We start from the raw sequence: 24380 nt of genomic DNA, 5'->3' as shown, positions 1-24380 counted from the left end.
TTCAATTTCATTGGAACAGCTTTATAATGAGGCCTAATACCTAACTTACTAACGACAAAGACAGGGGAACGTTATGTATCTATTCGCAATTAATGAGAAGGCTGGCAACGGCCGTGGCAAGCAAGTATGGACCATTGTAGAATCAGAGCTACGGCGTCGCGGTATCCCCTACACGGCAGTCATGATGTCTGATAGCAAGAATGCTATTCCAGCAATTAAGAAGCAGCTCGACAGCATAATGCCGACAGCGGTAGCAATCATAGGCGGTGACGGCACTCTCCATAGTCTGCTCCCCTTGCTCGCAGGAGTTCCAATAGGCATTCTGCCAGCAGGCTCCGGCAATGATGCGGCAAGAATGTTTCATATACCAAGCAATCCTCTGCATGCCCTCGAAATCCTTCTTGAAGGCCAAGAACAGACCATCGATCTTATTCGAGCTACCCGCTCTTCATTAGATGAAGCGACCTTGACCCTCACCGCCTTAGCAGCCGGATTCGACTCAGCAATCGCGGAAGCGGTCAATCGTTCATCCTATAAAAAATGGTGCAATCGACTCCGAATCGGTTCGTTTGCTTATGTGATAGGAGTTCTCCAGACCCTCATCACCTATCGGCCAATCCCAATAGAGGTGACGGTCGACGGGAAGAAATATCACTACGAGCGCGGCTGGCTGGCAGCTGTCGCTAATGGTCCAAGCTATGGAGGCGGGCTGCGGATTTGTCCTGATGCCGATCCCAGCGACAAGCTGCTCGATATTTGTATCGTCCATTCCTGCTCTGCCTTGCAGCTTCTCGGCTTACTCCCTACGCTGCTGAACGGCTCTCATACCCGATTAAAATACGTCACAATGCTGCGAGGGACAAGCATACATATTTCTCCTGCGGACGAGGTATCTCCTCGAGCGGCTAACCTGATTATTTATGGTGACGGCGAAGCTTTGGGGCTTGCTCCGATACAAGCAGAGATCATTCCTAACAGTATCCGAATTATTAAAGGCCGCGTTTAATTCTTTCCCCTGCATAAGGCAGCTGGACGACCAATGTCGTCCCCTCCCCTATCTCACTCACTGCATCGATTGTACCTTTATGCTGATCGACGATATGATAGGTAACCATAAGGCCTAGACCCGTCCCGCAATCTTTAATGGTATAGAAAGGCTCTCCCATTCGTGATAGCTGCTCCTCAGCAAGGCCAGGCCCTTGATCCTGAATACGGACCATAACCGTGGCATTATCCTCTAAGGTCGCAACCACTCGAATCAACCCTCCCCCAGGCATGGCTTCGATCGCATTCTTAACGATCGAAATAAACACCTGTTTTAATTGCGTCTCAACTCCCTTGATCCAAAGGGGGCTAGCAGCAGAGGCGAGCTCGATCTCGATATTATGAAGAATAGCCTGTGCTTCAAGCAAAGTAACGGTCTCCGTCAATACGGTACGAAGATCTTGATACGACCATTCCACGGATTGAGGCTTGGAGAGCAGGAGCAGTTCACTAATAATAGATTCAATACGGATTAATTCAGCCTGCATAATAACATAATAGCTCGGTTTACTGCTGCGTCCGGAAGCGATTAATTGCAAAAAGCCTTTGAGTGATGTCAGCGGATTGCGGATCTCATGCGCGATGCCTGCAGCGAGCTGTCCAGCGACTGACAGCTTCTCCGAATGAATCAGCAGCTCTTCGCTCTTCTTTCTCTCGGAAATGTCCCGGATAATGACTTGGTCAATCACATGTCCGGAACAGCTTGTGCTGGTTCGCACCATTTCCGTATGAATCATTAAGCCCTCCACCGTCCTCCATGACAGCTCAATCGGTTTGTTTTGTTTACAAATCGAGTCTTCCTTATACCAATTCTTCACTTCATCGTGATGCTTCTCCAATAGGAATTGATAGATGGAATGACCGATAATATCGCAGCTCTCTTTGGCTTTAAACAGTCTTAAGCCCGATTGGTTCATATAATCCCATCGGTCGCCTTTGATTAGGGCAATCGTATCCAGCGAGTTCTCCACGAGCAGCTTGTACCGTGCATCCATCATTCGATATTTATGGGCGGCCATCCAAGTGGTGAAGGTAAAGCTAAGAATAAGCAAAGTAGCAATTCCCAGCAAAAACGCGAGGGTGAGCAAATAATCATTAAGCCGATCCGTCGTTATAATTTCATCATGCTCGATCATAAATGCTTCCATCCCAATAAGATGCATCGCCATCATACTGAGGCCTAATATAAAGCTGCTTATCCATTTGTTCAATAGACGTCTCGATAAAAAGCAATAGAAGGCAATATACGTGCCTATAAAAGATATTAAAAAAGACCCGATGAATAGCCATACGCTCGTATCACTGCTGATATACGTCCCCGACAGCAGCATGAAATAGTGGAGCAGTGTTGCTCCAACGGTTATAAAGAAACTGCTTATCAGAACCCTAAATTGAAGCGTCCACTTACGCTCCAGTTGGATGATTCCTATATACGTGAATAGTGAACAGCCCAGCATAACAGAGGCCATTGATCCCTTGATCGTAATCAAATGGTCCGAACCCAGCAAGGATACAATATGCATCGCCCATAAGCCAAGCCCGAACACGAGAGAACCGCCGATCTTCCAATGGATTGGAGGATGCCATTCCCCAAAACGCGGTTGACCTGCCATATTAAACATCGTATAAGAAGCACAACATAGGATAAATAATGATAATAGCTCGTAATAGACATTCCCAAATATAGTAGGGGGATTCATAAAACTCCTCAAATATCCATTAATTTACTCTCCTTAGTGAGATTCGACAATTGGATTTGAAATCCTTTCTCATACTTTCTGAAATTCGAAAAATCGCTTAGAATACATATAAAGAAGGTTGAAGTTATTATGATGGAGGAGAGAATTACGTGAAGAAGATTGTTAAAGAATTCAGAGAGTTTGCTGTAAAAGGTAACGTCATCGACCTTGCTGTCGGTGTCATTATTGGGGGGGCCTTCGGTAAAATTGTTACCTCTCTCGTCAATGACATTATCATGCCTCCTGTGGGAAGACTGCTTGGAGGAGCGGATTTCAAAGACCTATTTATTAATCTAGATCCGAAACGGTCAGAGGAGCTTGGGGGCATTACCTCTTTGGCAGTGGCTACTGATAAAGGAATTCCCGTTGTCGCTTACGGCCAATTCATTAATGTGATGCTTAACTTCCTGATCGTTGCTGCTTGTATATTCGCTCTTGTTAAGTTTATTAATGTTTTGCGCACAATGAAGCCAGAGGAAGTCGTAGAAGAAGCGGCCCCGACAGAAAAAGAATGTCCGTACTGCTTGTCCCAAGTACCCATAAAGGCAACACGCTGCAAGCACTGCACCTCACAATTGGAAGCTCAGTGCACCAACACCTAGGACAAGCAGGAGGGAAGCTTTTCGCATGGCTGAAGAACAATTCGATATCTATGATGAACAGCTCAATCCGCTTGGTACAGCAAGTCGATCGCAGACTCACCTGCATGGGTATTGGCATCGGACGTTCCACTGCTGGTTGACTCGAATGGAGGGGAACCGCCGCTTCGTACGGTTCCAGCTCCGACAGTCAGGCAAGGATACTTATCCGAACCATTACGATATCACCGTTGCGGGCCACCTCTCTGCTGGAGAGACCATGCGTGATGCAGCTCGCGAGATTCAGGAGGAGATTGGCGTACAGGTTTTATACGATGAACTGATCCCGCTGGGCCAAATAAAAGAGGAAGCCCACGGTGAGGTGAATGGCATTCCGTTCATTGACCGAGAGATTAGTGATGTTTTCGGCTGTGTTTGCTCCTTGCCGCTCTCTTCATTGAAGCTTCAAGCCGAAGAAGTGGCTGGCGTCTATGAGGCCGACCTCGAAGAACTGCTTCTCCTGTTCGAAGGGGCGCAATCAGAGGTGTCTGCCGACGGCGTCGAGGCTTCGCTTGCAGGCGGCGGGCAGAAGCTGACCTCGCGGACCGTGCGATTAGATCAATTCGTCCCGCGCGAGCCCGGCTATTACGCAAGCCTGATACGCGCCTTGCGCGATTGTACGTGATAGAGGCGGTATTGCTACCGTCTTTTTTTGCATCCTCTCGCAGTCCCCAAGCAAATTCCCAGTTCCGATACCATTGGTCGATCAAGCCATGAATATTGTAAAACTCCGTATGTCTCGTCGTATAATCGAAATCATCTATCTCCGGTTGATTATTTAATCTCGCCGCCATCGCGTGCATACAGCCATGAACTCCGCTCGATTCAAGGAAGCGCCCCAGCTCATCCAACGTTCTGAAGGAGCGGGGATTGAAGCGAATCCTGCTCTCCGCTTCCCGATTATAGCAAGGGGCTCGCCGAATCGCCTCAGGCGGCATTTCATTCCAACCTGCGATTAACCGCCCGTCATAGCCTTGTCTCTGGAACCAGGCATAGACTCGGTTTATAAAATCACGATGGAACCTCAGAAACTGCTCCCCGAAACCCGGAGGAGGAGGCGTCCCTGGTGTTACATGATGCTGATGATGCCAAATCTGATGCTCTCGGAGCAAGTCCGCAGGGAAATTCGGAATAAGGGGCATCTTCATTCACCTCCATGCTTGTTCATCATTCCTATTCAATCTTTCCTATCCTATGTTGAAAGGATTGCAAGCGTGCGCTTTTATACTTGCAAGCCAGCACAAACCCCCCGCACTCGACATCATCCCCTTATGAAAATACTAGTTGTCCAACCGTGTGATAATCATTATCATTGATACAACTACAATTAAAGGAGTAAGGAAAGACCTATGACTATTCCCCAGACCCTTTATCAAATAAACAGCATTCAGTTATTCCATGGCAGCGCATGCCAACGAATTGGCCGTAGGCTGACTCGCTGCCACTACCTCATCATCCCCTATCGCACAGAAGGATCCCTTACACTAGCAGAGCAGCATGATTATATTGTTCCAGACACCTTTTACTATTGCCCGCCTGAGGAAAGCTTCAGCATTACCCTGACTCCCAATGAGAAATCCTGTGTCTATATCCTTGCATTCGATATCTTTCCTGCTCTTCCATCAGATAAATCGTCTCCGGAACATAACGAAGATACCTTGGATTATGAGCATCCCATCGATTCATTATTCTCAAGCTCCCAATGCTACTCTTCGGGAGAGAGAGTCGAGCAGCTATGCCGATTATTATTTACATTGCTTCAGCAGGGCCAATCTGCTCAGCCTGCCTTTTTGACACAAGCACATTTCTATGAATTACTTCACCACCTAGCATCCGAGCTGCTGAGACCGGAGGAAGCTTTACTGACCAGACTCGAGCAAAGCAGACTATATATTCATACCGCCTACAATATACAGCTATCCGTAGGGCTCTTGGCGAGACGAGTGCATATTAGTCCGAAATATTATATGGAGCTATTCAGAAAACAATATGGAATGGGCGCGATGCAATATGTGGCCGCTGTCCGGCTGGAGGCCGCTAAGCGTCTACTCACAAAAAAAGCAGGTCGTCTACGGGAGGTTGCCCATGCTTGCGGCTTCAATGATGAGTTCTACTTCAGCCGAAAATTTAAACAGGAGACGGGAATGTCGCCATCTGCTTATACGAGGAATCGCATACGCACGATTGCTGTTCTTGACAGTGCCTGCTTAGGTTTTTTAACTCCCCTGCATTTTGCACCTGCAGCAGCTCCTATGCACCCCCTCTGGCGACCATACTTTGAAGAGCTGCTGGGGAGTGAAGTGAGCATTCGGCTATCGGTTGGTCGAAGCCGAGATGTGGTCAATGAAAATGCAGTGTCGCTCCTTCATGCTGGTCAAACCTATGAATTCATCCTTTGCTCCTCCCTGCTTGACCATTCACTTCAACATCAGTTGAAAAACTTAGGGACTGTCATCACAGTTGAGTTGGAACATCCGGATTGGCACCAACAGTTACTGCTTATTGCAGGCCAATTGAATGCAGAAGCGGAGGCTCAACAATTTATCTCTACTTATAATTGGTCGGTCAAACTAGCTAGAGAACAAATCGCTTCTCGTTGGAAGAGTCATACGATACTATTTCTTCTCGTAGAGGGAAAAGAGATGTTTGTTCATGCTGATCCTACAGCAGCATCTACTTTATTTGGCGATCTCGGCCTGCGACCATCCCCTGTTGTTCCACACACAGGCGGTCGCAGACTCATCACTCCTGCTGAGCTAAAGGCGATTCAACCGGATATTTTACTGGCCCTCGTCTATCAAGATAATGAAACCTTGCATACATGGGACAATCTTCAAGAGGATGAGGATTGGTTGAGATTGCATGCCGTACGGCTGGGACGACTGCATCTTCTGCCCCCTTTTCCATGGAGAGACGACTCCCCGATCGCCCGACTTCTAATCGTAGAGGAGATTACCCGAATACTTTCCGTCAATTGTCCATAGCTTTCACATCCATATGTACATAGACACAGCAAGCAGCTTTCTCTACTATGATCAGTAGTAAGAATCATTCTCAGTGGAGGTAAGCACAATGAAGCTTTATCGCTATTTATTTTCGTCATTCTTCCTGCTGCTAGTCATTGCATTGCTTGGATGCGGAAAGGCTCCAATCAATAATAACAACCAAGTGAGTATGGATTCCGAAGGGAATGGGACTGTGCGAAGCATTACCTATCTGGGTAAAGAATATATCATTCCGGTAAATCCCAAGCGCATTTTATTCATGAGCGCCTTTGAATCCATGGAGGATGCTGTACTTCTAGGCGTAGAGCCGTATGCCGCAAGCGCTATTGGAGATGAGGCGGAGCCCTTTCCCGGCTTTTATGGAACGGTAATGAAAAATACAATTCCATTAATGGGCTCAACAGAGGAAAGTATAGAGTATTTGCTGGAGCTAGCGCCTGACCTTATCATCAGTACAGATATGGAGACCTCTGTCGTCTATGAACGCTTAGGCAAAATCGCGCCAGTCATTCCTGTCTCCCACTTTGGTCCAGACTGGCAAGCCAATCTAGAGCTCCTTGCTCAGATTACAGGCACTTCAGAAAAAGCACAGAGCATTATTGAACAGTATAAGAAGCTCAATGAAGATACACGTGCAATCGTGTCTCGGCTTAATTCCGATACCGAGGTGCTTGCTATTCGATTGCGCGGAGGAGAATTGATGATTTATCCCGAGAATGTCTTTTTAAATGATGTTCTATATGAGCAGCTTGGCTTCAAAGTACCTAAACTTATTACGGCAACCACGCAGCAAAGCGTGCTGTCATTAGAAGCATTAGTTGCTGCCAATCCCGATTATATTTTTCTTCAATACGATATTTATGAGAATGGTGGAAGCGAGCAAGCCTTTGAGGAGCTTCAGCAATCACCCGTCTGGAATAAGATTGAGGCTGTTGCTCAAGGGCGCCTTTTCATCAATGCTGTCGATCCATTGGTCTCAGGAGGAGGAACGGCTAACGGAAAGATCAAGATTATGCAAGCCGTGAGAGATCAGTTTGAATGAGAACAATAGAAGATACCGCCGCATTGATTTTCTCCAAATTTAAAGCCCTTCATCATAGAGGGCTGTTTTCTGGAGGGCTGCTCCTTGCTTACGATGGCAAGCCACCGTATATTGGCGTCTTTGGGCTAGCTGATTATCGCAATAAGCAGAAGCTTACCCAGCATTCTCTCTATGAAACCGCCTCTGTAACCAAGCTATTTACAGCAGTAGCTATTCAACTCCTAGAAGAAGCGAGGCAACTGCGGCTTGATGATAAGCTGAGCCAATGGCTGCCGAATTTCCCTTATAAAGAAGCAACAATCACGAATGCTCTAACCCATACCTCAGGGCTGCCGGACTATATGGATTTGATAGATACCTATACCGAAAAAGCTCGTATCTATGATAATGCAGATGTCATTTCAATGCTTATTTCGCATGCTCCCTCCCCGCACTTTCAGGCTGGCGAGAGATATGAATACAGCAATACAGGCTATGTATGTCTGGCCAGCATTATCGAGGCCGCATCAGGCATGTCCTATGCTGAATTTATGCAGAATTTCGTATTTCAGCCCGCAGGAATGAGTAAGACACGTGTCTATAATAGAAGAATTCGTCCAGAGGCTGTCGCAAATCTGGCTCTCGGATGGATCAAGAGAGACCATATTGGCTACAGCCTGCCGGACGAAGACGATGCGTTTTCCTTTGTCATTACTTTGGATGGAATCCAAGGGGACGGTACCATTCATTCCACGCTTGGTGATCTCCACGCCTTTGATCAAGCATTAAGCAATGGTCAGCTCTTGAATAGGGAATCGCTCATTCGAGCCACATCCCCTCATAGGCTGCCAGATGGCACCTTTACCCCCTGCGGCTTCGGATGGTTTCTGTCCAGATCCGCTAGCAACCAGCTGCTATTAAGTCATAGCGGCGGCTGGCCAGGGTATTGGAGTCGGTTCGTTCGGGCACCGCATGAGGGTAAAGTGCTGATCGTTCTTTCCAATGTTGAAGATAGCGACTCTACTGAAGCCGCTCTCCTTATGGAGGAAGCCGAACAGCTGTTTTTCCAGTAGAGATGAGCATTCTTACAAATTAACGTCAGCTAGTATCTTGGAGCCTTTTATAGATAACTCCGCCTTACCGGTGACAACAATCAAATTTTTTCTTGATACAAATATCGAACGAAATCGTAACATCATTGCACTTGCCGAATACGCAGCAGATACGGACACAATCCGAGCACCGTGTACAGAAGAAGTTAACCACTTTGCAATCACAGCCAATGATCCGCTCAATAGCCCGTGCATCGCGGCAGCGAATGGCTCTCACTAGCTGCTCGGCTACCTCCTCATGCTTCAAATGGCCGAATAACTGGCTTAGCTCTTTGCCGGCATCCTGTACTGCCTCTACTGCCGAATCTTTCTTACGACATTTGCAGCCTTGGCTTTTATGACTCTTATTGTCCTTATGCTCCTTCTCGCAGGTACAGCCTGATGAAATCACAGCGCGTTTCTTCGTACGACGGACAGCTTTCACATTGGTGAATTTCAAGTTTGTTTTGTTAGACACTTTATTTCCCCCTCTCCTCTCATCCTGCTATATTCTATTCATAAGGATTAAAAGAGTATGGACAAGTAAGCACCTGCAATCACATAGATTTAACTCTACTAGATACGTGTAGTTCGATGCCTTCCGAGTGAAAAGCCTGATCGGGAATTATCCTGCTGCTGCATGATTTTTTCCTATTTGGTCAAAGCTATTATGGAAAAATACACCTTGGGAGGACCTTATGAAAAAACGCATCACCGTAATGAGCTGTATGCTCAGCATCCTGATTGCAGGCTCGGGATTAATAAATGTAACCCATGCCGACCACCGCGGCGCAGATGGAGAAGTCAAAGTAACGATTATCAATTCCAAGGGAGATTCCATTGGTGCTGCAGTACTCTCCGAAAAAGAGGATGGCATCCACCTTCATGTTCAAGCGGCCAAGCTGCCGCCGGGTGTCCATGGCATTCACTTTCATGCCGTAGGCAAATGTGAAGCACCTAGCTTCGAATCAGCTGGAGCTCATCTGAACCCGAATAACAAAGAGCATGGCTTCCATAATCCAAAAGGCTTCCATGTCGGAGATTTGCCAAATATACAAGTAGGCGCAGATGGAACAGTGGACACGGTCATTATTACGAAAAACGCCACACTCGCCAAAGATAAGCCCAACTCCCTGTTTCCTGCAGAAGGCACTGCTCTCGTTATTCACGAGAAAGCCGACGATTACACAACAGACCCATCCGGCAATTCAGGCAGCCGGATCGCTTGCGGCGTTATCAAGTAGGCCATAAAAAAGGTGCTGTCCCAGAAAATTAGCATCCCTAAATCAAAAGAAGCTTCGAATCCAAAAAAATGGATCCGAAGCTTCTTTTTGTCCTTTTACCTATCGTATTGACCAACCAATGAACAAGTAAGTGCGCGAATAAAGCCAACTCATGTGACTTAATGATAAGTCTCTAAATATACTGGGAAATAAGGTGAAGTGGTTCAACAATTAGCGAAGCATATTCCTTAAATAGCTTCAAACACTGCCTTTGAGAGAAACTGCCCATCCACCTTAATCCTTCTGCTTGGAAGAAAGGGCTTTCAGACCTTGATTGACCAACTGATGCCCATATACGGCTATTCCCCCGCACAGAACTCCTTGTATAACGCTCTCTGCGCTGAATCCAGTTAAGAGCGATACAATGACCACTGCCGCCACCGTTACCGCGTACACAATGCTCCAATTCGGTACACTTGGCGTTTGCTTCAGCGCGTATCCAATAACCCAGCAAGCAACGACCACGACCATCAGATTTGGATCAATCCATTGCGTGATGCTTTCCCATTCCATATCCATCACATCCCTTCCCTGCTGTATAGGATAAGATATGATCGTTTCTTATGGGACGAGACGGTAGCTGCCCTGCTCGCTTGGTTATTATATTTGCTTTGCCAATTCAACGAGCTTTGTTCCCGTCATATATCCTTTTGTTCTTCTTTTTGAATGATTAAGTCTAATTTCGCATTGATTGCATCCAGTTTATTATCAATGCCTGATTTCTTTATTACAAAGCCAACTACTCGAACAAGAATAACGAGAAAAAGAAGAAAAAGTACGATCAGAAATAGTATCCCGCTAACATTTATTGCAGAAACCACAAATATCGCTCCCCCCAAAAATTATAGTTGGATTGTAGCATAACATGATTAAATATGTAATAACCAATAAGATATGGGAATTGCGGTATCACTAAAGATCCCATTCGACAACATCGGTCTATATTCGATAAGACTGTCATAGTATGGAGAGGTATTCTATTCCTCGTGAAGAAATGAGGTGGCCTCTCTCATGTTTCAACGAATCAATAAGCTCCAGATTGAGCTTCCCCCATCCAAATATGCGGATGCAAATGCAGCAGCCGCTGTACAGGAGCTGCTTGGAGGCAAGTTCGGTGAGATGTCGACCCTGAACAACTATATGTACCAGTCCTTTAACTTTCGCAATAAAAAGAAACTGAAGCCCTTCTATGATCTAGTTGCCAGCATTACAGCAGAAGAATTCGGCCATGTGGAGCTGGTATCCACAGCGATCAATATGGTACTGACGGGGTCTACCAGCCCAGGTGATCCCAACTCTGCTCCGCTGCAGGAAGCCGTGAACAAACGGAATACTTATCACTTCATCGCATCTGCCCAAACCTCGCTTCCCATTGATTCCATGGGCAAAGCCTGGACAGGAGATTATGTATTCAGCAGCGGCAATCTCGTCTTGGATCTGCTTCATAATTTCTTCCTTGAATGCGGTGCACGCACTCACAAAATGCGCGTATACGAGATGACCAATCATCCGACCGCTCGTGAAATGATCGGCTACTTGCTCGTCCGCGGCGGCGTTCATGTTGTCGCTTATGCCAAAGCCCTTGAAGTAGCAACTGGAGTCGATGTAACCAAGCTTATTCCGATTCCTAATCTAAGCAATAATGCCTTTGAAACCGCTCGTAAATTCGAAGCCCAGGGATTGGGCAACAAGCTCTATACCTTCAGTCCCCAAGATTATAAAGATATCGTGCTCATATGGAATGGCACGCATCCCGAGACCGGTGCTCCACTTGAAGTCATTCAAGGAAACCCGCAAGGAGCTCCCATGCCCGATCTAGAAGAAATACCCGAAGAGTTCGCTCCCGGTATAACCCCGGAAGACTTCCTCGAAATCGCAAGAAGGCTGCAAAAAAACGCCGGCCTATAACCTAGCAGGCTCTGCCTTTGCAGCCTTGTCACCTTCTATAAAGAGAGGCATTCTTGCCCCATATTTCCGGAAGACGGCCTTTCTTTTTCCTTTATCAAGCTTGTGTTATAATAGCCGCATCCCAACTGGATGAGGTGAATCCGTGCAGATTATAGCGATGCTCACTATGCTCCTCGACCATATTGGCCTAGTATGGTTCCCGCAGGATATGACGTGGCGGATCATCGGTCGGCTCGCATTGCCTTTATATGCATATGCTCTGACCACAGGTTATCTTCGTACCCATAATGTTCAACGTTACCTATGGAGAATGCTTGGCATTGCTGCCATTTCACAAATACCTTATTCGTTAGCCTTCCATACGTTCGAATTAAATACGGTCGGCACGTTATTTATTTGCTTGCTTCTATTGTCACTATTGGACCGCTATAAAACCAACTTGCTGCTGCAAGGTTTGCTAGCGATATCCATCATTGTCGCAGCAGAAGTTATTCCTTGCAGCTATGGAGCTTATCTGCCCCTTCTGGTGCTGATCTATCGTTATTCCTCTGTGCAGTGGATGCTTGCTCTCCACCTTGCACTGAATATCGTGTTCTTGCTGCTTGAGCCTACTTGGACGCTGCAGCTGTTCAGCGTATTCGCCACGATGCTGCTCGTGTATGTACCTCTCTTCTTCCAAAAGGCTGATCGCTTGCAGGTTCCCCGTATTGTCTGGCGAAGCTTCTATCCTGTTCATCTTCTGCTGCTCGCCATTGTCGATATTTTACTGATTCGTTAGCTTTTAGCCTCTTGCAAAAAGGTTACTTTATTCTATTAATATGACCTGTTTGTGGAAAATGTAAGGAATCTGTTAGTAAATTAAACAAATATCTTACTGCTGATTCATAAGCGGCTAAAACGTTTAAGGTAGAATAGGAAAAAACGATCGGAGGTGGACAAGGTATGATGAAAATCATTACCTTCAAGAACCGTTCTGTGCCTGTCTATTACCCTAACGAACAAGCGACGTCTGTTGAACAGCTTCATGATAAATTACTTGAGCTTGAATTCAATTTCGATTTCCGCAAAAAGTGGAAGCGTATTTCCAAAGTAGAAGTCATCAGAGACGTGGCTATTTTTCAATATAATGATGGAACTAAGCTATACCTTGAAGTATCCTAGTCGAAGTACACAACCAAAGAGGCTGCGCCGCAAACAAGCAGAGTCATTTGCTTCCTTGCGACGCAGCCTCTTTTTTTCATGCAATCAAGCAATAAAAAAGAACTGTCTCAGGTCTATATAGACCTATTGAGACAGCTCTATTATGGCTTTTTCCATACTTCAGCATTCGACACAATCTTCGTAATCAATGAAGTTCGTATCTCGAATAATGGACACATCTAGAATATCCGGTTGCATAGGCATACCTAGCAAGAAGCCCTGCACATAATCACAACCCCATTCTTGCAGCAGCTCATACTGCTCTTTGAACTCTACCCCATTGGCTACAATGACGAGACCAAGCTTATGCACAAGCCCAATCATTGCCTCCACAATATGCCTTTCTGGACCATTCGTATCAATGCACCGAATAAAGGACTTGCTAATTTTTACCCCATTGATCGGCAGCTGATTCAGGGCTACTAAAGAAGAGTATCCCGTTCCGAAATTATCCAGCATAATGCGAATGCCCTGAACGCGTAGACGACTCAGTCTGGTCATTATGACGTCTGATGAATGCAGAAGAGTGGTCTCTTTAATCTCCATCTCCAGGCTATGCGGCGTCAGTCCTGTCTCGCTTAATATATTATCCACCATATTCAAAAACAGGTTATCCTGCAGCTGCAACATAGAAATGTTAACCGAGATGATTAATTTCTGCATATTGTATTGATGCAGTCCTGCAAGCATCTTACAGGCTTCACGCAGCACCCATTCTCCAATAGGTACGATCAAGCCGTTCTGTTCCGCAATCGGAATAAATTCGGCAGGCCCTATCGAGCCTAGCTCAGGATGAGTCCATCGGATTAACGCCTCGAAGCCACGCAGCTTTCCATTGTCCGCCCGATAGATCGGCTGATAGCTGAGATGAAATTGCTTCATATATAAGGCTGGTCTCAAAGCAGCAGATACCGCCATCCAACGATTGATTTGCTCGCTCTCCTCTGAGGAATAGAAGGCGACACCCTGGGCCCCCTTTTCCTTGGAGAGAAACAAAGCAGTCTCCGCCCGATTAATCAGCTGCTCACTCGTCCGCCCATCCTGCGGGTATATGCTCGCTCCTATACTTGCCGACAGTTGGATTTCCTTCTCTTCTTCTATATAAGGGTACTCTGCTGCATACTTCATTTCCTCTACAGCAAGCGCGCAGTCGGATTGATTGCTGCCGCATTCCTTGCCGACTAGCAGCATGCCGCTCCCAATTACACCGGCTACCAGCATCGTTGGGCTGACCTCTGTCAATCTGGTGCGAATCTGCTCCAGCATTTGATTGCCAATTTCCGGACCCTTTGTCTCATTCAAGCAATAAAACCTATCCATATGAATCAACGCGACGATAAGCCTATTACCAGCAGCCCTTGCGCGATTTAAGCTTAATTCCAATTGCGCATAAGCCTCTTGCCTACTAGGCAAATCAGTTAGCCTACACAATCGTTATCCACCATCCTTTTTCCTATTCGATCTTCCTATCCACTCCATCTATAGTCCCATACAAGTATTAGAAAAATTTAGGATTGCCTTAATATTATTGTTAGGAAAGTTTGATGTTGCTGTCCAAACAAAAAAACACCCGAGAGATCTCAGGTGTTTGCTTTACTATTACCGTTACAGCCTATCCATGGCTCTGGCTCAAATCGTGACTATCCTCCGTATATTTATATCCGAAGCCCCATACGGTACGAATAAGGCGCGGTTCCTTCGGATTATGCTCGATTTTTTTACGGAGATTCACGATATGTACATCAATAGCCCGATCGGTCACAAAAGAATCGAATCCTCGAATCGCATTGATTAATTCCTCTCGGCTGAACACCTTGCCCGGGTATGCCAAAAAAAGCTTCATCATTTCATACTCGGAGAATGTCGTTTCTACCAGCTTGCCTCTAACAAGCAGCAGCCGACGTTCAAAGTCTAATTGAATCGGATTGCTTTCCTCCTCAATTGTATCTTCATTCCCCCCCGTTTCTGTAAACATAAGATGTGAGCGCCTGATCAGGGCTTCAACTCTAGCTGCCATTTCATGCATGCTAAAAGGCTTGCACATATAATCATCGGCTCCAGCCTTTAGAGCTTGAACACGTTCAGAGACTTCATTCTTCATCGATAATATCATAATAGGTACATTTGATCGTTCCCGGAGAAGCGCACAAACCTCCATGCCGTCCATATCTGGCAGCATCAAATCGAGCAGCACGATATCAGGCTCCATATTCGCAGCCGCCGTGAGGCCATCATCTCCCAGTCCCGCTTGCCTTACAGAATAACCTTCCTCTGACAAGTACATTGAAAGCATATTACTCATCATGATGTCATCCTCAATAATTAGAACTTTATACACTGGGTTCACCCCTTACTGGGATCGAAGATTGCTGTCGAAATTCGTCAATATATTCACTATACAATATACTTGTTAGGGTCGACAATAATTTGTTAGCAAATTGTTAGGAGTTATTGTCGACCTGCTTCTCTTATCCTACTTTTCAAGGCTAGAATAATAGCTGCCAGCTGCTTGGACAAAAGATCTACGAGAGGCATCCATGCCTTTTTACTCTCATTAGCCTTCAGGCTCGCATCTAATTCTGTCGCTGTCTGGACCAGTTGATGCGCGGATAGATATCCCGCTGCTCCACGCAGCGTATGCAGCATTCGCTTGGCTGTATCCATCTGCCCGCTATTCAATTGAACACTAAGCTTCTCGGCAAAATACTCGTAATCATGCTCAAATTGATCGAGCATGTGCATGAGAATGGGATACTTTCCGTTTACCCTTACGAGCGCCTCAGCCAGATCCGTTCCCGCAATGTCAGGCAGGATATACGATGCAGCCTCCAATTCCTCTGAGCGCTTCAGCTCCCATGAGGATTGATCAGGGTGCTGCTTCGCTTGCTGAAGCCAATAGCTGATAGCCGCATACAATTGCTTCGCATCAATCGGCTTCGTTATAATATCATTCATGCCAAGCTGAAAATACGTTTCATGATCGGCTCGCAGCGTATTCGCCGTCACCGCAATAATGGGCAGCTGCTCGTAACGGGCATTCTTGCGGATAATTCGGGTTGCCTCCATACCATCCATCTCTGGCATATGAATATCCATAAGCAGCAGATCCCAATGCCCCTGCTCCAGCTTGCTCAGCACCTCTCGCCCATTCTCGGCCAATGCGACCTGATATCCTTGCTCTCTGAGCATCTCCATTGCGACCAACTGATTAATCTTGTTATCCTCTGCCAGCAGAATTCGTGCACGACTAACCACAGGTTCCTGAGCAGCCACGGGAATAGGTCCAAGGATAGGGGCAATGATTTCAGGCGTGCTATCGAACATCCCGCTCAGCGCACGGAACAAGGACGAACGGGTCACTGGCTTCGTCAACAGCGTGGATGGCCTTTGCAGCTCAGGCATCTGCAGCATTTCATCCCTGCCGAAGGATGTCGTGAGCGCCGCCGTCTTTATCCCACGAGCTGCCGCCAGCTTGTGCAAGGCAAGCCATGTTTCAGCCCCGTACATATCCGGCATCTCCATATCTAATAGAATCAGCTTCGGCATAGCTCCTTCACCGATCCTCTGCAGTCGCTCCTTTGCTGACCTCCATGAAGAGAATGGCACTGGGGTCAGCCGGAAGGCTTCAGCAAGCTCGCACCAGTGGCTGCGCATCGCATCGTTATCCTCGACGATCCATACGGCTTGCTCCTCCAGCTCATTATTAACAACTAAGGCATCTGGAGTGGTATTCGTAATAATCGGGAACGCAACAGTGAAGCTGAAGCGGCTTCCTTGAGCTGGCTCGCTGGATACGAGAAGCTTGCCGCCTATCATCTCTACCAGCCCACTGGAGATGACAAGCCCGAGGCCCGTACCTCCATACTTCCTTGTTGTCGATCCATCTGCTTGCGTGAAGGGAACAAATAGCTTGCTTAATTGTTCCTTGGACATTCCAATTCCGGTATCCTCCACTACGAATTGCAGCTTGATACGGTCTTTTTCCTGTTCAACTATCTCTAGCCGCAGCGTTACCCTTCCGAAGTTGGTGAATTTAATCGCATTGATACACAGATTGAGCAGGATCTGCTCCAGACGAAGCGCATCGCCGAGCAGCCTGCTTGGCAATTGAGCTGGAGTATCAATCATGAACTCGAATCTTTCTTTTCCTCCCATAAAAACACTAAGCTGATCAGACAACCGATTAAGCAGCTCTTCTGGCTTGAATGCAATTCGCTCCACTTCCACTTTGCCTGCTTCAATCTTAGAGAAGTCGAGAATATCATTAATAATCCTTAACAGCGTTTCAGAAGAAGTATTTATTTTGTCGATGTAGTCCTTTTGCGACGCCGATAGACCCGTTCTTCGCAATAATTGGGACAGCCCGATTATTCCGTTAAGCGGCGTACGAATTTCATGGCTGATAAGGGCAAGGAACCTGCTCTTGGATGCATTGGCCTCCTCGGCTTCCTGCGTTGCCTGCATAAGAACCTCTTGAAATTCCTTCTTCTCCGTAATATCCCTTGCAATACATGAATAGAAGAGGACACCGGTTCGAGGCTCGTGATGGGCAACCATAACCATGGATACATGGATTTTCTCACCCGAGCTAGTCATCAAATAAACTTCACTTTCCCAGAATCCCAGCTGTTCAGCCACTCTCAAGCCATTCCTAAGCACCCCGAGCATATCTGAATCGATGTGCCTTCCTATCAGATCTCCTAATGCTTCCTCAGGGGCAATGCCGAGCAATTCTTTGCCCGCTTTGTTTATATAGATTACGCGCCCTTTTTGATCAACTGATACGATGAGATCCTTCGCTGACTCGACAACATCGAGCAATCGGTCGCGAGATTTCTCCACTTGAATGCGTTCCGTAATGTCATAGGCCATACCAACGACACCTGTGAATTTGCCAGTATGGTCTCTGAGGCCATTGGAGCTATGCCGAACAGGAATTCTTTTGCCATTCTTGCCAATGAATGTCCACTCCCGCTCATAGGAGAATTGCTCCTCACGGAGAGCCTTGAATACATCCAGCCCTGGTGTAACAACTCTCCCCAGCAGATTCGATAACCTCGCTGCCTCCTCCCGAAGCTCCTCAGCATCCATGAATAGTAGGGGCGTCGCTCGGCCTACCAGCTCATCGTTCGTATAACCGATCAACTGCTCAGCGGCTTTATTCATGTAGGCTAGCCGATATTCTTCATCCAATACGATAAAAGCATATTGGTTCTGATTAATAATCGCCTCCAGCCTGCCGAACATTTCCTTCAAATGCTCCATCATCCCATTAACGGAGGTGGCAAGCTTGCCGACCTCATCCTCTGGTATTTGGGGCAAATGCTCTACTTCAAACTGGCCATCGGCTGCTTTTTTGGTAACGGACAATATTCCTTCCAGTCGTTTAATGATTTTGGCAAAATACATAAAAAACAAAATAACTATAATTAATTCTGAGAGGCCAATCGTAATAAATATGCGCCAAAAAACGACATCAAGCCCCTTCTCCAGCTCCGAGCTTGGAATTTCTAAAGCCATATGCCACATGGTGGTATCATCAATTGTCTTATAAAAAATGGTGTGTTCCTTATTATCCTTCATAACGTGAGCTACTCCGGATTGACCTAGCAGCTCATCATTAATCTTCTCCAGCTTCACTGACTCTTGGAATACGATAGGCGCTCCCGGCAGCACTACAGAATTTGAGGAATACAGCGTAGCCCCTGCATCGTTATAGAGTCGAATAATGGTATCTTGCTCATTCCTTACTTGAAGGAAGGGCTTAATAGAATCAATCGTCATCGCGGCATAGACGACACCGATGGTTTCATTCTGATTATTATGTACGGGTACAGCGATAAAGGACTGCTTGCCCTCTGAAAAAATCGGATAATAGAAATCCGAAATCACATACTGGCCTTGAAGCGCTTTCTGAAAAAATGGCTCCCTGCTCATATCGACGGCTGCCCCATCTGTTCGCAAAGCTTTTCCGTCCTTCTGTATGAAGCCAATCGCGTTATAAGTTAATTCTGAGCGTGCAAGCTCCCTATTCAAATAGTAGAGACGCTCTCGGTCACTTCCGAATCTTAGAACATCGGTGCGGCTCATAACTAGAACCTCAGCCTGGCGAATAGCCAGCCAAGAAGCCAATCGGTTCGCACTGGTCTCCAGCCTGCTGGCTGTCCTCTCAGTTGCAGCATCTATCATTTCGCCCTTGATCACCATATAATTGCTTATCCCCGCAAGAAAGAGCGGTATGAAGGAAATAAGGAGAATAATGAGCAAGCCTTTGGTCCTTAATGACGATTTATTCAAGCAGAGGACCCCTTCCTGTCTATCTCTTAGATGTATTATAACGCTGGAATGGTTTTCTGGCGATAATTTAATGACATTAATAGATTCTTATGGAAAGGATAGCGATTACACCCTATATCCTCTCGAAGAGGGACTCACTTATAGGAATAAAAAAGAACCTTCACCCCAACTGAAAGCGGGGCAAAGGTTCTTCCGGCAACTATTACTCTAAGCGCACATTTTAAATTTCTAAAAAAAACAGCACTTAGGGAAAGCAGCTTAATTAATCCGCGAGAATGGCTTCAATATGAGCAAGCTCCTGCTCGCTAAATTTCAGATTCGCAAGTACAGCAACATTATCATCAATCTGCTCCACTCTGCTGGCCCCGATCAGCGCCGAGGTGACACGACCGCCGCGCAGCACCCAAGCGAGTGCCATCTGAGCAAGCGTCTGGCCTCTTTCCTGAGCGAGCTCATTGAGCTGTCTAACCTTATGCAGGCGTTCTTCCGTAATGTGGTCGGATTGCAAGAAGATACTCGGTCCACCTGCACGGGAATCAGAAGGCACACCATTCAAGTAACGATTAGTGAGCAGTCCGCCAGCAAGAGGGGAAAAGACAATGGAGCCGATTCCTTCTTTATCCAATACATCCTGAAGTCCATCTTCAATCCACCGATTGAACATAGAATACGAAGGCTGGTGAATTAGGCAAGGCGTTCCAAGCTGCTTCAAGATCGCTGCAGCCTCTGCTGTCTGCTCTGCCGAATAGTTCGACAAGCCGATGTATAACGCTTTTCCTTGGCGCACAACATGATCAAGGGCAGCCATCGTCTCTTCCATCGGCGTATCCGGATCTGGACGATGATGGTAGAATATATCGACATACGCAAGTCCCATGCGCTTTAAGCTTTGATCAAGGCTTGAGATCAAATATTTGCGGGAGCCCCACTCTCCATAAGGACCTTCCCACATATGATAGCCGGCTTTCGTTGAAATCACGAGTTCATCCCGATAAGCGGACAAATCCTGCTTCAACAATTGACCGAACATTTCCTCCGCGGAGCCTGGCGGCGGCCCGTAATTATTAGCCAAATCAAAATGTGTAATTCCTAGGTCGAATGCACGGCGCACCATCGCACGACCGTTCTCCAGACGGTCGCCGCCGCCGAAATTATGCCACATGCCAAGAGATACCGCTGGCAGCTTTAAGCCACTGCGGCCTAGACGATTATACTGCATTCCCTCGTAACGGGAACTCTGGGGCAAATAAGCCATATGTAACACCCTCTCTGTGGTAGATGAATACGTATTCTATTGTACACCTCCCATTCAAGAACTTAAACCAGTTGGAGGAGCGGTTCGATTCCGCGAAGCCAATTGCCAGCTAGAACGGCTTGTCTCTTGGAAAAATTCAGGCTGCGGACCCCATCCGTTCAGCCCTGGTCTATACAATTATAGGAAAATAAAAGGTTTCAGTACTTTTTTATTTTGGATTAAGGTTTTTTGTCAAATGTTTTGTTATAGTAGGTGGAGATTGTAAAAAAGTGTGTTTTTATTGAAGGGAGTTTTATTTAGAATGGATAACAAAGAATCGCAGCACAAAAGAGACGAAGAGCTGGCGAATGCTGCGAGTGAAGAGCAGCTGACAACCGAGAACGAGCAAAATACGGAAGTACGGGCTGTAGGTGATATGGAAGCTAGCGAGCTTGAAGCTCCTGTTCAGCAAGCACCTGGGACTCCTGCTGCAGGTAACGGCGGAAGCAAAGCATGGATCGCGATCTCTGCTGTTCTAGCTATCGTATTGGTTGTTACACTGATTAAGCCTCCATTCGGAGGCGGCGGCAATGATGCTGTCGCAGCCGTTAACAATGTAAAGATTACCAAGGACAAGCTGTATGAAGAGCTCGTGAAGCAAGGCGGATCCGTTACTCTCGACAGCATGATCACTTATGAATTAATCAAGCAAGAAGCAGAGAAAACAAAGGTTACGGTTACCGATGAAGACGTTCAAAAAGAGCTTGATTCCCTAATCGAGCAATTTGGTTCCCAAGCGGGCTTGGACCAAGCACTTGCTCAATCTGGCATGACCATTGATACCTTGACTAAGAATATCAATACTCAAGTACAAATTCGCAAAATTCTAGAGCCTAAGATTACCGTTACAGATGAGCAAATTAAAGAATTCTATGACCAGAATAAAGATCAGTTCGCAACACCTGAGCAAATTCAGGCGTCACATATTCTCGTTGGAACAAAGCAAGAAGCCGAGGATATTCTGAAACAACTGAAAGACGGAGCCGACTTTGCTAAGCTGGCGACTGAAAAGTCGACAGATACCAGCTCTGCCGTTAATGGCGGAGACCTTGGATTCTTTCCTAAAGGCAAGATGGTCGCTGAATTCGAGAACGCAGCCTTCGCCCTTAAAGTGGATGAAATAAGCGATATCGTCGAATCTACCCATGGCTTCCATATTATTAAGAAAACAGGCGAAAAAGCAGCAACTAACCCAACCTTCGAAGAGAAGAAAGAAGATATTCGCCTGCAGCTTGTAAACCAACAAGTATCTGAGATGTCCACAACTTGGCTGGAAGAAGTTCGCGCAAGCGCAAAAATTACGAACACGCTGGAAGAGAAACCTGAAGCAAGCGAATCGCCAGCAGCAGAAACAGAAGCAGCTCAATAGGTTGCCCATTACCATTAGAAGAGAGTCAATTCCTGATTAGGAATTGACTCTCTTCTCTTGTTGTATGGCTTCCTGTCCATTATGATAGGATTTAGAACAGAGAAGCAACCAAATGGAGGGAATTATTGTGAGTAATTATAAAGTTCAGTCTTACAACGATACTTACACCATCTATGAATTAACAGAAGCTAATACAGCTTCTCGTATACGTGTATGCCCAGAGAGAGGCGGCATCGTAATCGGCTGCCAGCTCCATGGACTTGAGCTTTTTTATTTGGATCAATCGACCTTTGAGAACCCAGAATCAAATATTCGGGGGGGCAATCCAATTCTGTTCCCCATCTGCGGGCAGCTGGAGAACCGTACCTATGAATGGAAGGGCGCAAGCTACCAGATGGCACAGCATGGCTTCGCTCGTACTTCCGTATGGACGGTAGTCTCTACCGATACAGACGGAGAGGCTTCTATCACCCTGTCCCTTCGCAGCAGCGAAGAGACAAGAGCGGTTTATCCTTTCGACTTCGAGCTTCTCTTTACCTACGCACTGAAGGATGGAGAACTCCATACTCGTCAGCAATACCGGAATTTATCACAAGAACCGATGCCGTTCTATGCTGGCTTCCATCCGTATTTCTTAACTGACACCAAAAACCTGGACTACAGAACAGATGCTACCCGTTATCTAGACTATAATGATATGGTCGAGAAGCCTTTCCCAGGTCAATTCGATCTGTCCGGCATGGTAGAGTCCGTTACACTGCTTGATCCAATTAAGAATGATATTGCCTTCCCTGTTATTGAAGGAGCGCGTGTTCGCCTCTCCTATGACGATAACTTCAAATATGTAGTGCTCTGGTCTGTAGAGAACCGTCCATTCGTATGCGTGGAGCCATGGATGGCTATGGCTGGCGAATTGAACCGCCAAGAGGAGCTTGTCATCCTAGAAGCCGGTGCCGCACTAGATACCAATCTCATCATTAGCTGCGAGAGATAATTCGCCAGCGTATTATTCTAATAAGCGATGCAAAGAAGCCTCCAGTCCACTTATTGTGGTGATGGAGGCTTCTTTTGCATCTATTTTTCATACTTCATAGATCTATTGGACGTGCTTGATAGTTACTCGCTTATCCTTCATCTTCAACCGACCTACTGTCTTATCAACAGCAAGCTGAGCCGTATGATCCCATACCTTGGATTGCGTGAGGTCAATATGAATCTCCTCCGCTTTGCAATCAAGCTCAATATACTCCTCGAATGCAGAAGCTGAGGCGAAAAATAACGGCCCCTGAACACGATAGGTTCTTGTGGTCCCGTGCCATTCACTGTCAATGCGAACCTTGGAAGCCTTAACAGCAAATCCTATGATACTGATCAGTACGCCCACAAGGACACCAATAGCTAGGTCATGTGTCCATAATACAGTGCCTACCGTTACGATCATGATGACGGTCTCGCCCACAGGTACTCGGTGCATGAGAAAGACTGATTTCCAGTCAAAGATCGCGATGCAGACCATCATCATAATTCCCACTAATGCAGCCATAGGGACTAACGCCAAAACATCGCCAAGCAGCACCGTTAACAAAAGCAGGAAGAGAGCGGCCACGAAAGTAGATAGTCTATTTATTCCGCCCATCTTGACATTAAGCACGGATTCCGCGACGAGAGCGCAGCCTGCCATACCGCCAAAAAAACCAGCAACGACATTGGCTACACCTTGACCCCGCATCTCCCGATTCTTGTCTGTTCTCTCCCCGGTCATCTCATCCAGCAAATTATGGGTAAGCATCGTCTCCGTATAACCAACAATCGCCAGTGACAAGGCATAAGGAAAAATAATGGCAAGCGTCTCCCAGCTGAACGGAATATCCGGCAGCAGGAAGGACGGCAACGAAGCATTAATCTCGCCAATCTGAGTCACACCGCCCATGCCAGACACCCAGACTACAAACGTTAAGAAGACAACAGCAACGAGCGGTGATGGAATTGCCTTGAAGTAGCGGGGCAGAAAATAAATAATCAGAAGCGTAATTCCTACCAGCACATACATCATCCACGATTCACCCTTGAAATACCTCAGCTGCGAGAGAAAAATGAGAATAGCCAGTGCATTAATAAATCCGGTCAGTACACCCTGCGGAACGAATCGCATGAGCTTGCCTAATTTGAATACACCCATGAGATATTGCAAAATACCAGTCAACACAGTTGCTGCGAATAAATATTGAATCCCGTGCTCATTGACGAGTGTCAGCATCAATACAGCCATTGATCCAGCTGCTGCCGACATCATCCCGGGCCTCCCGCCGAGGAATGTCGTTACAAGAAGAATACAAATCGAAGCATAAATCCCTACCACTGGCGGAACGCCCGCCATGAATGAGAAAGCAAGCGAATCCGGGATTAAAGCCAGCGTCGCTGTCATACCTGCGAGCACGTTAGCTTTTACATTCGTCCCCCACTGCTCTCTCCATGAAGCCTTCAATAACAT

At 46.6% G+C, this 24380-nt stretch carries 21 protein-coding genes; 12 read left to right on the top strand and 9 right to left on the bottom strand.

Annotation, left to right across the window (positions count from 1 at the left end):
• The first annotated feature begins 73 nt into the window (after positions 1-73).
• The gene (locus tag AC50YO_RS11960) at positions 74-1006 is read left to right on the top strand and encodes a diacylglycerol/lipid kinase family protein (RefSeq protein WP_494847075.1); all 933 of its coding nucleotides are present in this window, start codon (positions 74-76) and stop codon (positions 1004-1006) included.
• On the opposite strand, the gene AC50YO_RS11955 is transcribed toward AC50YO_RS11960, so the two are convergent.
• The gene (locus tag AC50YO_RS11955) at positions 990-2657 is read right to left on the bottom strand and encodes an ATP-binding protein (protein ID WP_494847074.1); all 1668 of its coding nucleotides are present in this window, start codon (positions 2655-2657) and stop codon (positions 990-992) included. The two genes, AC50YO_RS11960 and AC50YO_RS11955, sit on opposite strands and share 17 nt — an antisense overlap.
• 236 nt (positions 2658-2893) lie before the next feature.
• Here AC50YO_RS11955 and mscL point away from each other — a divergent pair, with 236 nt between their 5' ends.
• The 5 genes from mscL to AC50YO_RS11930 all read left to right on the top strand — a co-directional run bounded on the left by mscL (position 2894) and on the right by AC50YO_RS11930 (position 8520).
• Positions 2894-3385, top strand: a complete 492-nt coding sequence (mscL, locus tag AC50YO_RS11950; protein WP_494847073.1) for a large conductance mechanosensitive channel protein MscL — start codon at positions 2894-2896, stop codon at positions 3383-3385.
• Positions 3386-3410: 25 nt separating this feature from the next.
• Positions 3411-4046 carry an NUDIX hydrolase gene (locus tag AC50YO_RS11945; RefSeq protein WP_494847072.1) on the top strand — a complete coding sequence of 212 codons (636 nt, stop codon included), beginning with the start codon at positions 3411-3413 and terminating at the stop codon, positions 4044-4046.
• 724 nt (positions 4047-4770) lie between these two features.
• A complete protein-coding gene (locus AC50YO_RS11940; RefSeq protein ID WP_494847071.1) occupies positions 4771-6405 on the top strand; it encodes a helix-turn-helix domain-containing protein in 1635 nt (544 codons plus the stop codon).
• Between the two features lie 88 nt (positions 6406-6493).
• Entirely contained in the window at positions 6494-7468 is a 975-nt protein-coding gene (locus tag AC50YO_RS11935) for an ABC transporter substrate-binding protein (protein ID WP_494847070.1), read from the top strand.
• Positions 7465-8520 (top strand): serine hydrolase domain-containing protein, encoded by a 1056-nt coding sequence (locus AC50YO_RS11930; RefSeq protein WP_494847069.1) that lies wholly within the window; start codon positions 7465-7467, stop codon positions 8518-8520. Before AC50YO_RS11935 ends, AC50YO_RS11930 begins: the two co-directional genes overlap by 4 nt.
• 64 nt (positions 8521-8584) lie before the next feature.
• Here the strand turns inward: AC50YO_RS11930 and AC50YO_RS11925 are convergent, their stop codons facing one another.
• Positions 8585-9016 (bottom strand): hypothetical protein, encoded by a 432-nt coding sequence (locus AC50YO_RS11925; RefSeq protein WP_494847068.1) that lies wholly within the window; start codon positions 9014-9016, stop codon positions 8585-8587.
• Positions 9017-9236: 220 nt separating this feature from the next.
• On the opposite strand from AC50YO_RS11925, the gene AC50YO_RS11920 reads away from it, so the two are divergent.
• The gene (locus AC50YO_RS11920; protein ID WP_494847067.1) at positions 9237-9782 is read left to right on the top strand and encodes a superoxide dismutase family protein; all 546 of its coding nucleotides are present in this window, start codon (positions 9237-9239) and stop codon (positions 9780-9782) included.
• A gap of 273 nt (positions 9783-10055) precedes the next feature.
• Here the strand turns inward: AC50YO_RS11920 and AC50YO_RS11915 are convergent, their stop codons facing one another.
• Together AC50YO_RS11915 and AC50YO_RS11910 are read right to left on the bottom strand one after the other, a co-directional pair.
• Positions 10056-10340, bottom strand: coding sequence for a phage holin family protein (locus tag AC50YO_RS11915; RefSeq protein WP_494847066.1), 285 nt, complete (start codon positions 10338-10340; stop codon positions 10056-10058).
• Positions 10341-10459: 119 nt separating this feature from the next.
• Positions 10460-10642, bottom strand: coding sequence for a hypothetical protein (locus tag AC50YO_RS11910; protein WP_494847065.1), 183 nt, complete (start codon positions 10640-10642; stop codon positions 10460-10462).
• A gap of 190 nt (positions 10643-10832) precedes the next feature.
• Here AC50YO_RS11910 and AC50YO_RS11905 point away from each other — a divergent pair, with 190 nt between their 5' ends.
• The 3 genes from AC50YO_RS11905 to AC50YO_RS11895 all read left to right on the top strand — a co-directional run bounded on the left by AC50YO_RS11905 (position 10833) and on the right by AC50YO_RS11895 (position 12890).
• Positions 10833-11729, top strand: coding sequence for a manganese catalase family protein (locus AC50YO_RS11905; RefSeq protein WP_494847064.1), 897 nt, complete (start codon positions 10833-10835; stop codon positions 11727-11729).
• 142 nt (positions 11730-11871) lie between these two features.
• Complete coding sequence (locus tag AC50YO_RS11900; protein ID WP_494847063.1) at positions 11872-12507, top strand: TraX family protein; 636 nt, start codon at positions 11872-11874, stop codon at positions 12505-12507.
• Positions 12508-12671: 164 nt separating this feature from the next.
• Complete coding sequence (locus AC50YO_RS11895) at positions 12672-12890, top strand: hypothetical protein (protein WP_494847062.1); 219 nt, start codon at positions 12672-12674, stop codon at positions 12888-12890.
• Positions 12891-13049: 159 nt separating this feature from the next.
• Here the strand turns inward: AC50YO_RS11895 and AC50YO_RS11890 are convergent, their stop codons facing one another.
• From AC50YO_RS11890 to mgrA, 4 genes are all read right to left on the bottom strand, one after another.
• The gene (locus AC50YO_RS11890; protein ID WP_494847061.1) at positions 13050-14342 is read right to left on the bottom strand and encodes a putative bifunctional diguanylate cyclase/phosphodiesterase; all 1293 of its coding nucleotides are present in this window, start codon (positions 14340-14342) and stop codon (positions 13050-13052) included.
• A 199-nt stretch (positions 14343-14541) separates the two neighbouring features.
• Positions 14542-15267: a response regulator transcription factor gene (locus tag AC50YO_RS11885; protein WP_494847060.1), complete on the bottom strand. Its 726-nt coding sequence runs from the start codon at positions 15265-15267 to the stop codon at positions 14542-14544.
• A gap of 110 nt (positions 15268-15377) precedes the next feature.
• A complete protein-coding gene (locus AC50YO_RS11880; RefSeq protein ID WP_494847059.1) occupies positions 15378-19226 on the bottom strand; it encodes a response regulator in 3849 nt (1282 codons plus the stop codon).
• A gap of 262 nt (positions 19227-19488) precedes the next feature.
• Positions 19489-20481 (bottom strand): L-glyceraldehyde 3-phosphate reductase, encoded by a 993-nt coding sequence (gene mgrA / locus AC50YO_RS11875; protein WP_494847058.1) that lies wholly within the window; start codon positions 20479-20481, stop codon positions 19489-19491.
• A 301-nt stretch (positions 20482-20782) separates the two neighbouring features.
• On the opposite strand from mgrA, the gene AC50YO_RS11870 reads away from it, so the two are divergent.
• On the top strand, positions 20783-21889 hold the full coding sequence (locus tag AC50YO_RS11870; RefSeq protein WP_494847057.1) for a foldase protein PrsA: 1107 nt from the start codon (positions 20783-20785) through the stop codon (positions 21887-21889).
• Between the two features lie 127 nt (positions 21890-22016).
• A complete protein-coding gene (locus AC50YO_RS11865) occupies positions 22017-22883 on the top strand; it encodes an aldose epimerase family protein (protein WP_494847056.1) in 867 nt (288 codons plus the stop codon).
• A gap of 102 nt (positions 22884-22985) precedes the next feature.
• Here AC50YO_RS11865 and AC50YO_RS11860 read toward each other — a convergent pair whose 3' ends face one another.
• Positions 22986-24380 (bottom strand): SulP family inorganic anion transporter, encoded by a 1395-nt coding sequence (locus AC50YO_RS11860; protein WP_494847055.1) that lies wholly within the window; start codon positions 24378-24380, stop codon positions 22986-22988.

It is taken from the genome of Paenibacillus sp. J22P59 (assembly GCF_059383895.1).
The sequence above is the reverse complement of the archived record's forward strand: the minus strand, read 5'-3'. Positions and strand labels throughout refer to the sequence as shown.

Bases quoted from the DNA above. Each gene is read 5' to 3' on its own strand.
- AC50YO_RS11940 (WP_494847071.1), top strand. From the start codon at position 4,771: ATGACTATTCCCCAGACCCTTTATCAAATAAACAGCATTCAGTTATTC.
- AC50YO_RS11960 (WP_494847075.1), top strand. From the start codon at position 74: ATGTATCTATTCGCAATTAATGAGAAGGCTGGCAACGGCCGTGGCAAG.
- mgrA (WP_494847058.1), bottom strand. From the start codon at position 20,481: ATGGCTTATTTGCCCCAGAGTTCCCGTTACGAGGGAATGCAGTATAAT.
- AC50YO_RS11930 (WP_494847069.1), top strand. From the start codon at position 7,465: ATGAGAACAATAGAAGATACCGCCGCATTGATTTTCTCCAAATTTAAA.
- AC50YO_RS11920 (WP_494847067.1), top strand. From the start codon at position 9,237: ATGAAAAAACGCATCACCGTAATGAGCTGTATGCTCAGCATCCTGATT.
- AC50YO_RS11935 (WP_494847070.1), top strand. From the start codon at position 6,494: ATGAAGCTTTATCGCTATTTATTTTCGTCATTCTTCCTGCTGCTAGTC.
- AC50YO_RS11860 (WP_494847055.1), bottom strand. From the start codon at position 24,380: ATGTTATTGAAGGCTTCATGGAGAGAGCAGTGGGGGACGAATGTAAAA.
- AC50YO_RS11905 (WP_494847064.1), top strand. From the start codon at position 10,833: ATGTTTCAACGAATCAATAAGCTCCAGATTGAGCTTCCCCCATCCAAA.
- AC50YO_RS11895 (WP_494847062.1), top strand. From the start codon at position 12,672: ATGATGAAAATCATTACCTTCAAGAACCGTTCTGTGCCTGTCTATTAC.
- AC50YO_RS11945 (WP_494847072.1), top strand. From the start codon at position 3,411: ATGGCTGAAGAACAATTCGATATCTATGATGAACAGCTCAATCCGCTT.
- AC50YO_RS11915 (WP_494847066.1), bottom strand. From the start codon at position 10,340: ATGGATATGGAATGGGAAAGCATCACGCAATGGATTGATCCAAATCTG.
- AC50YO_RS11955 (WP_494847074.1), bottom strand. From the start codon at position 2,657: ATGGCAGGTCAACCGCGTTTTGGGGAATGGCATCCTCCAATCCATTGG.
- AC50YO_RS11870 (WP_494847057.1), top strand. From the start codon at position 20,783: ATGGATAACAAAGAATCGCAGCACAAAAGAGACGAAGAGCTGGCGAAT.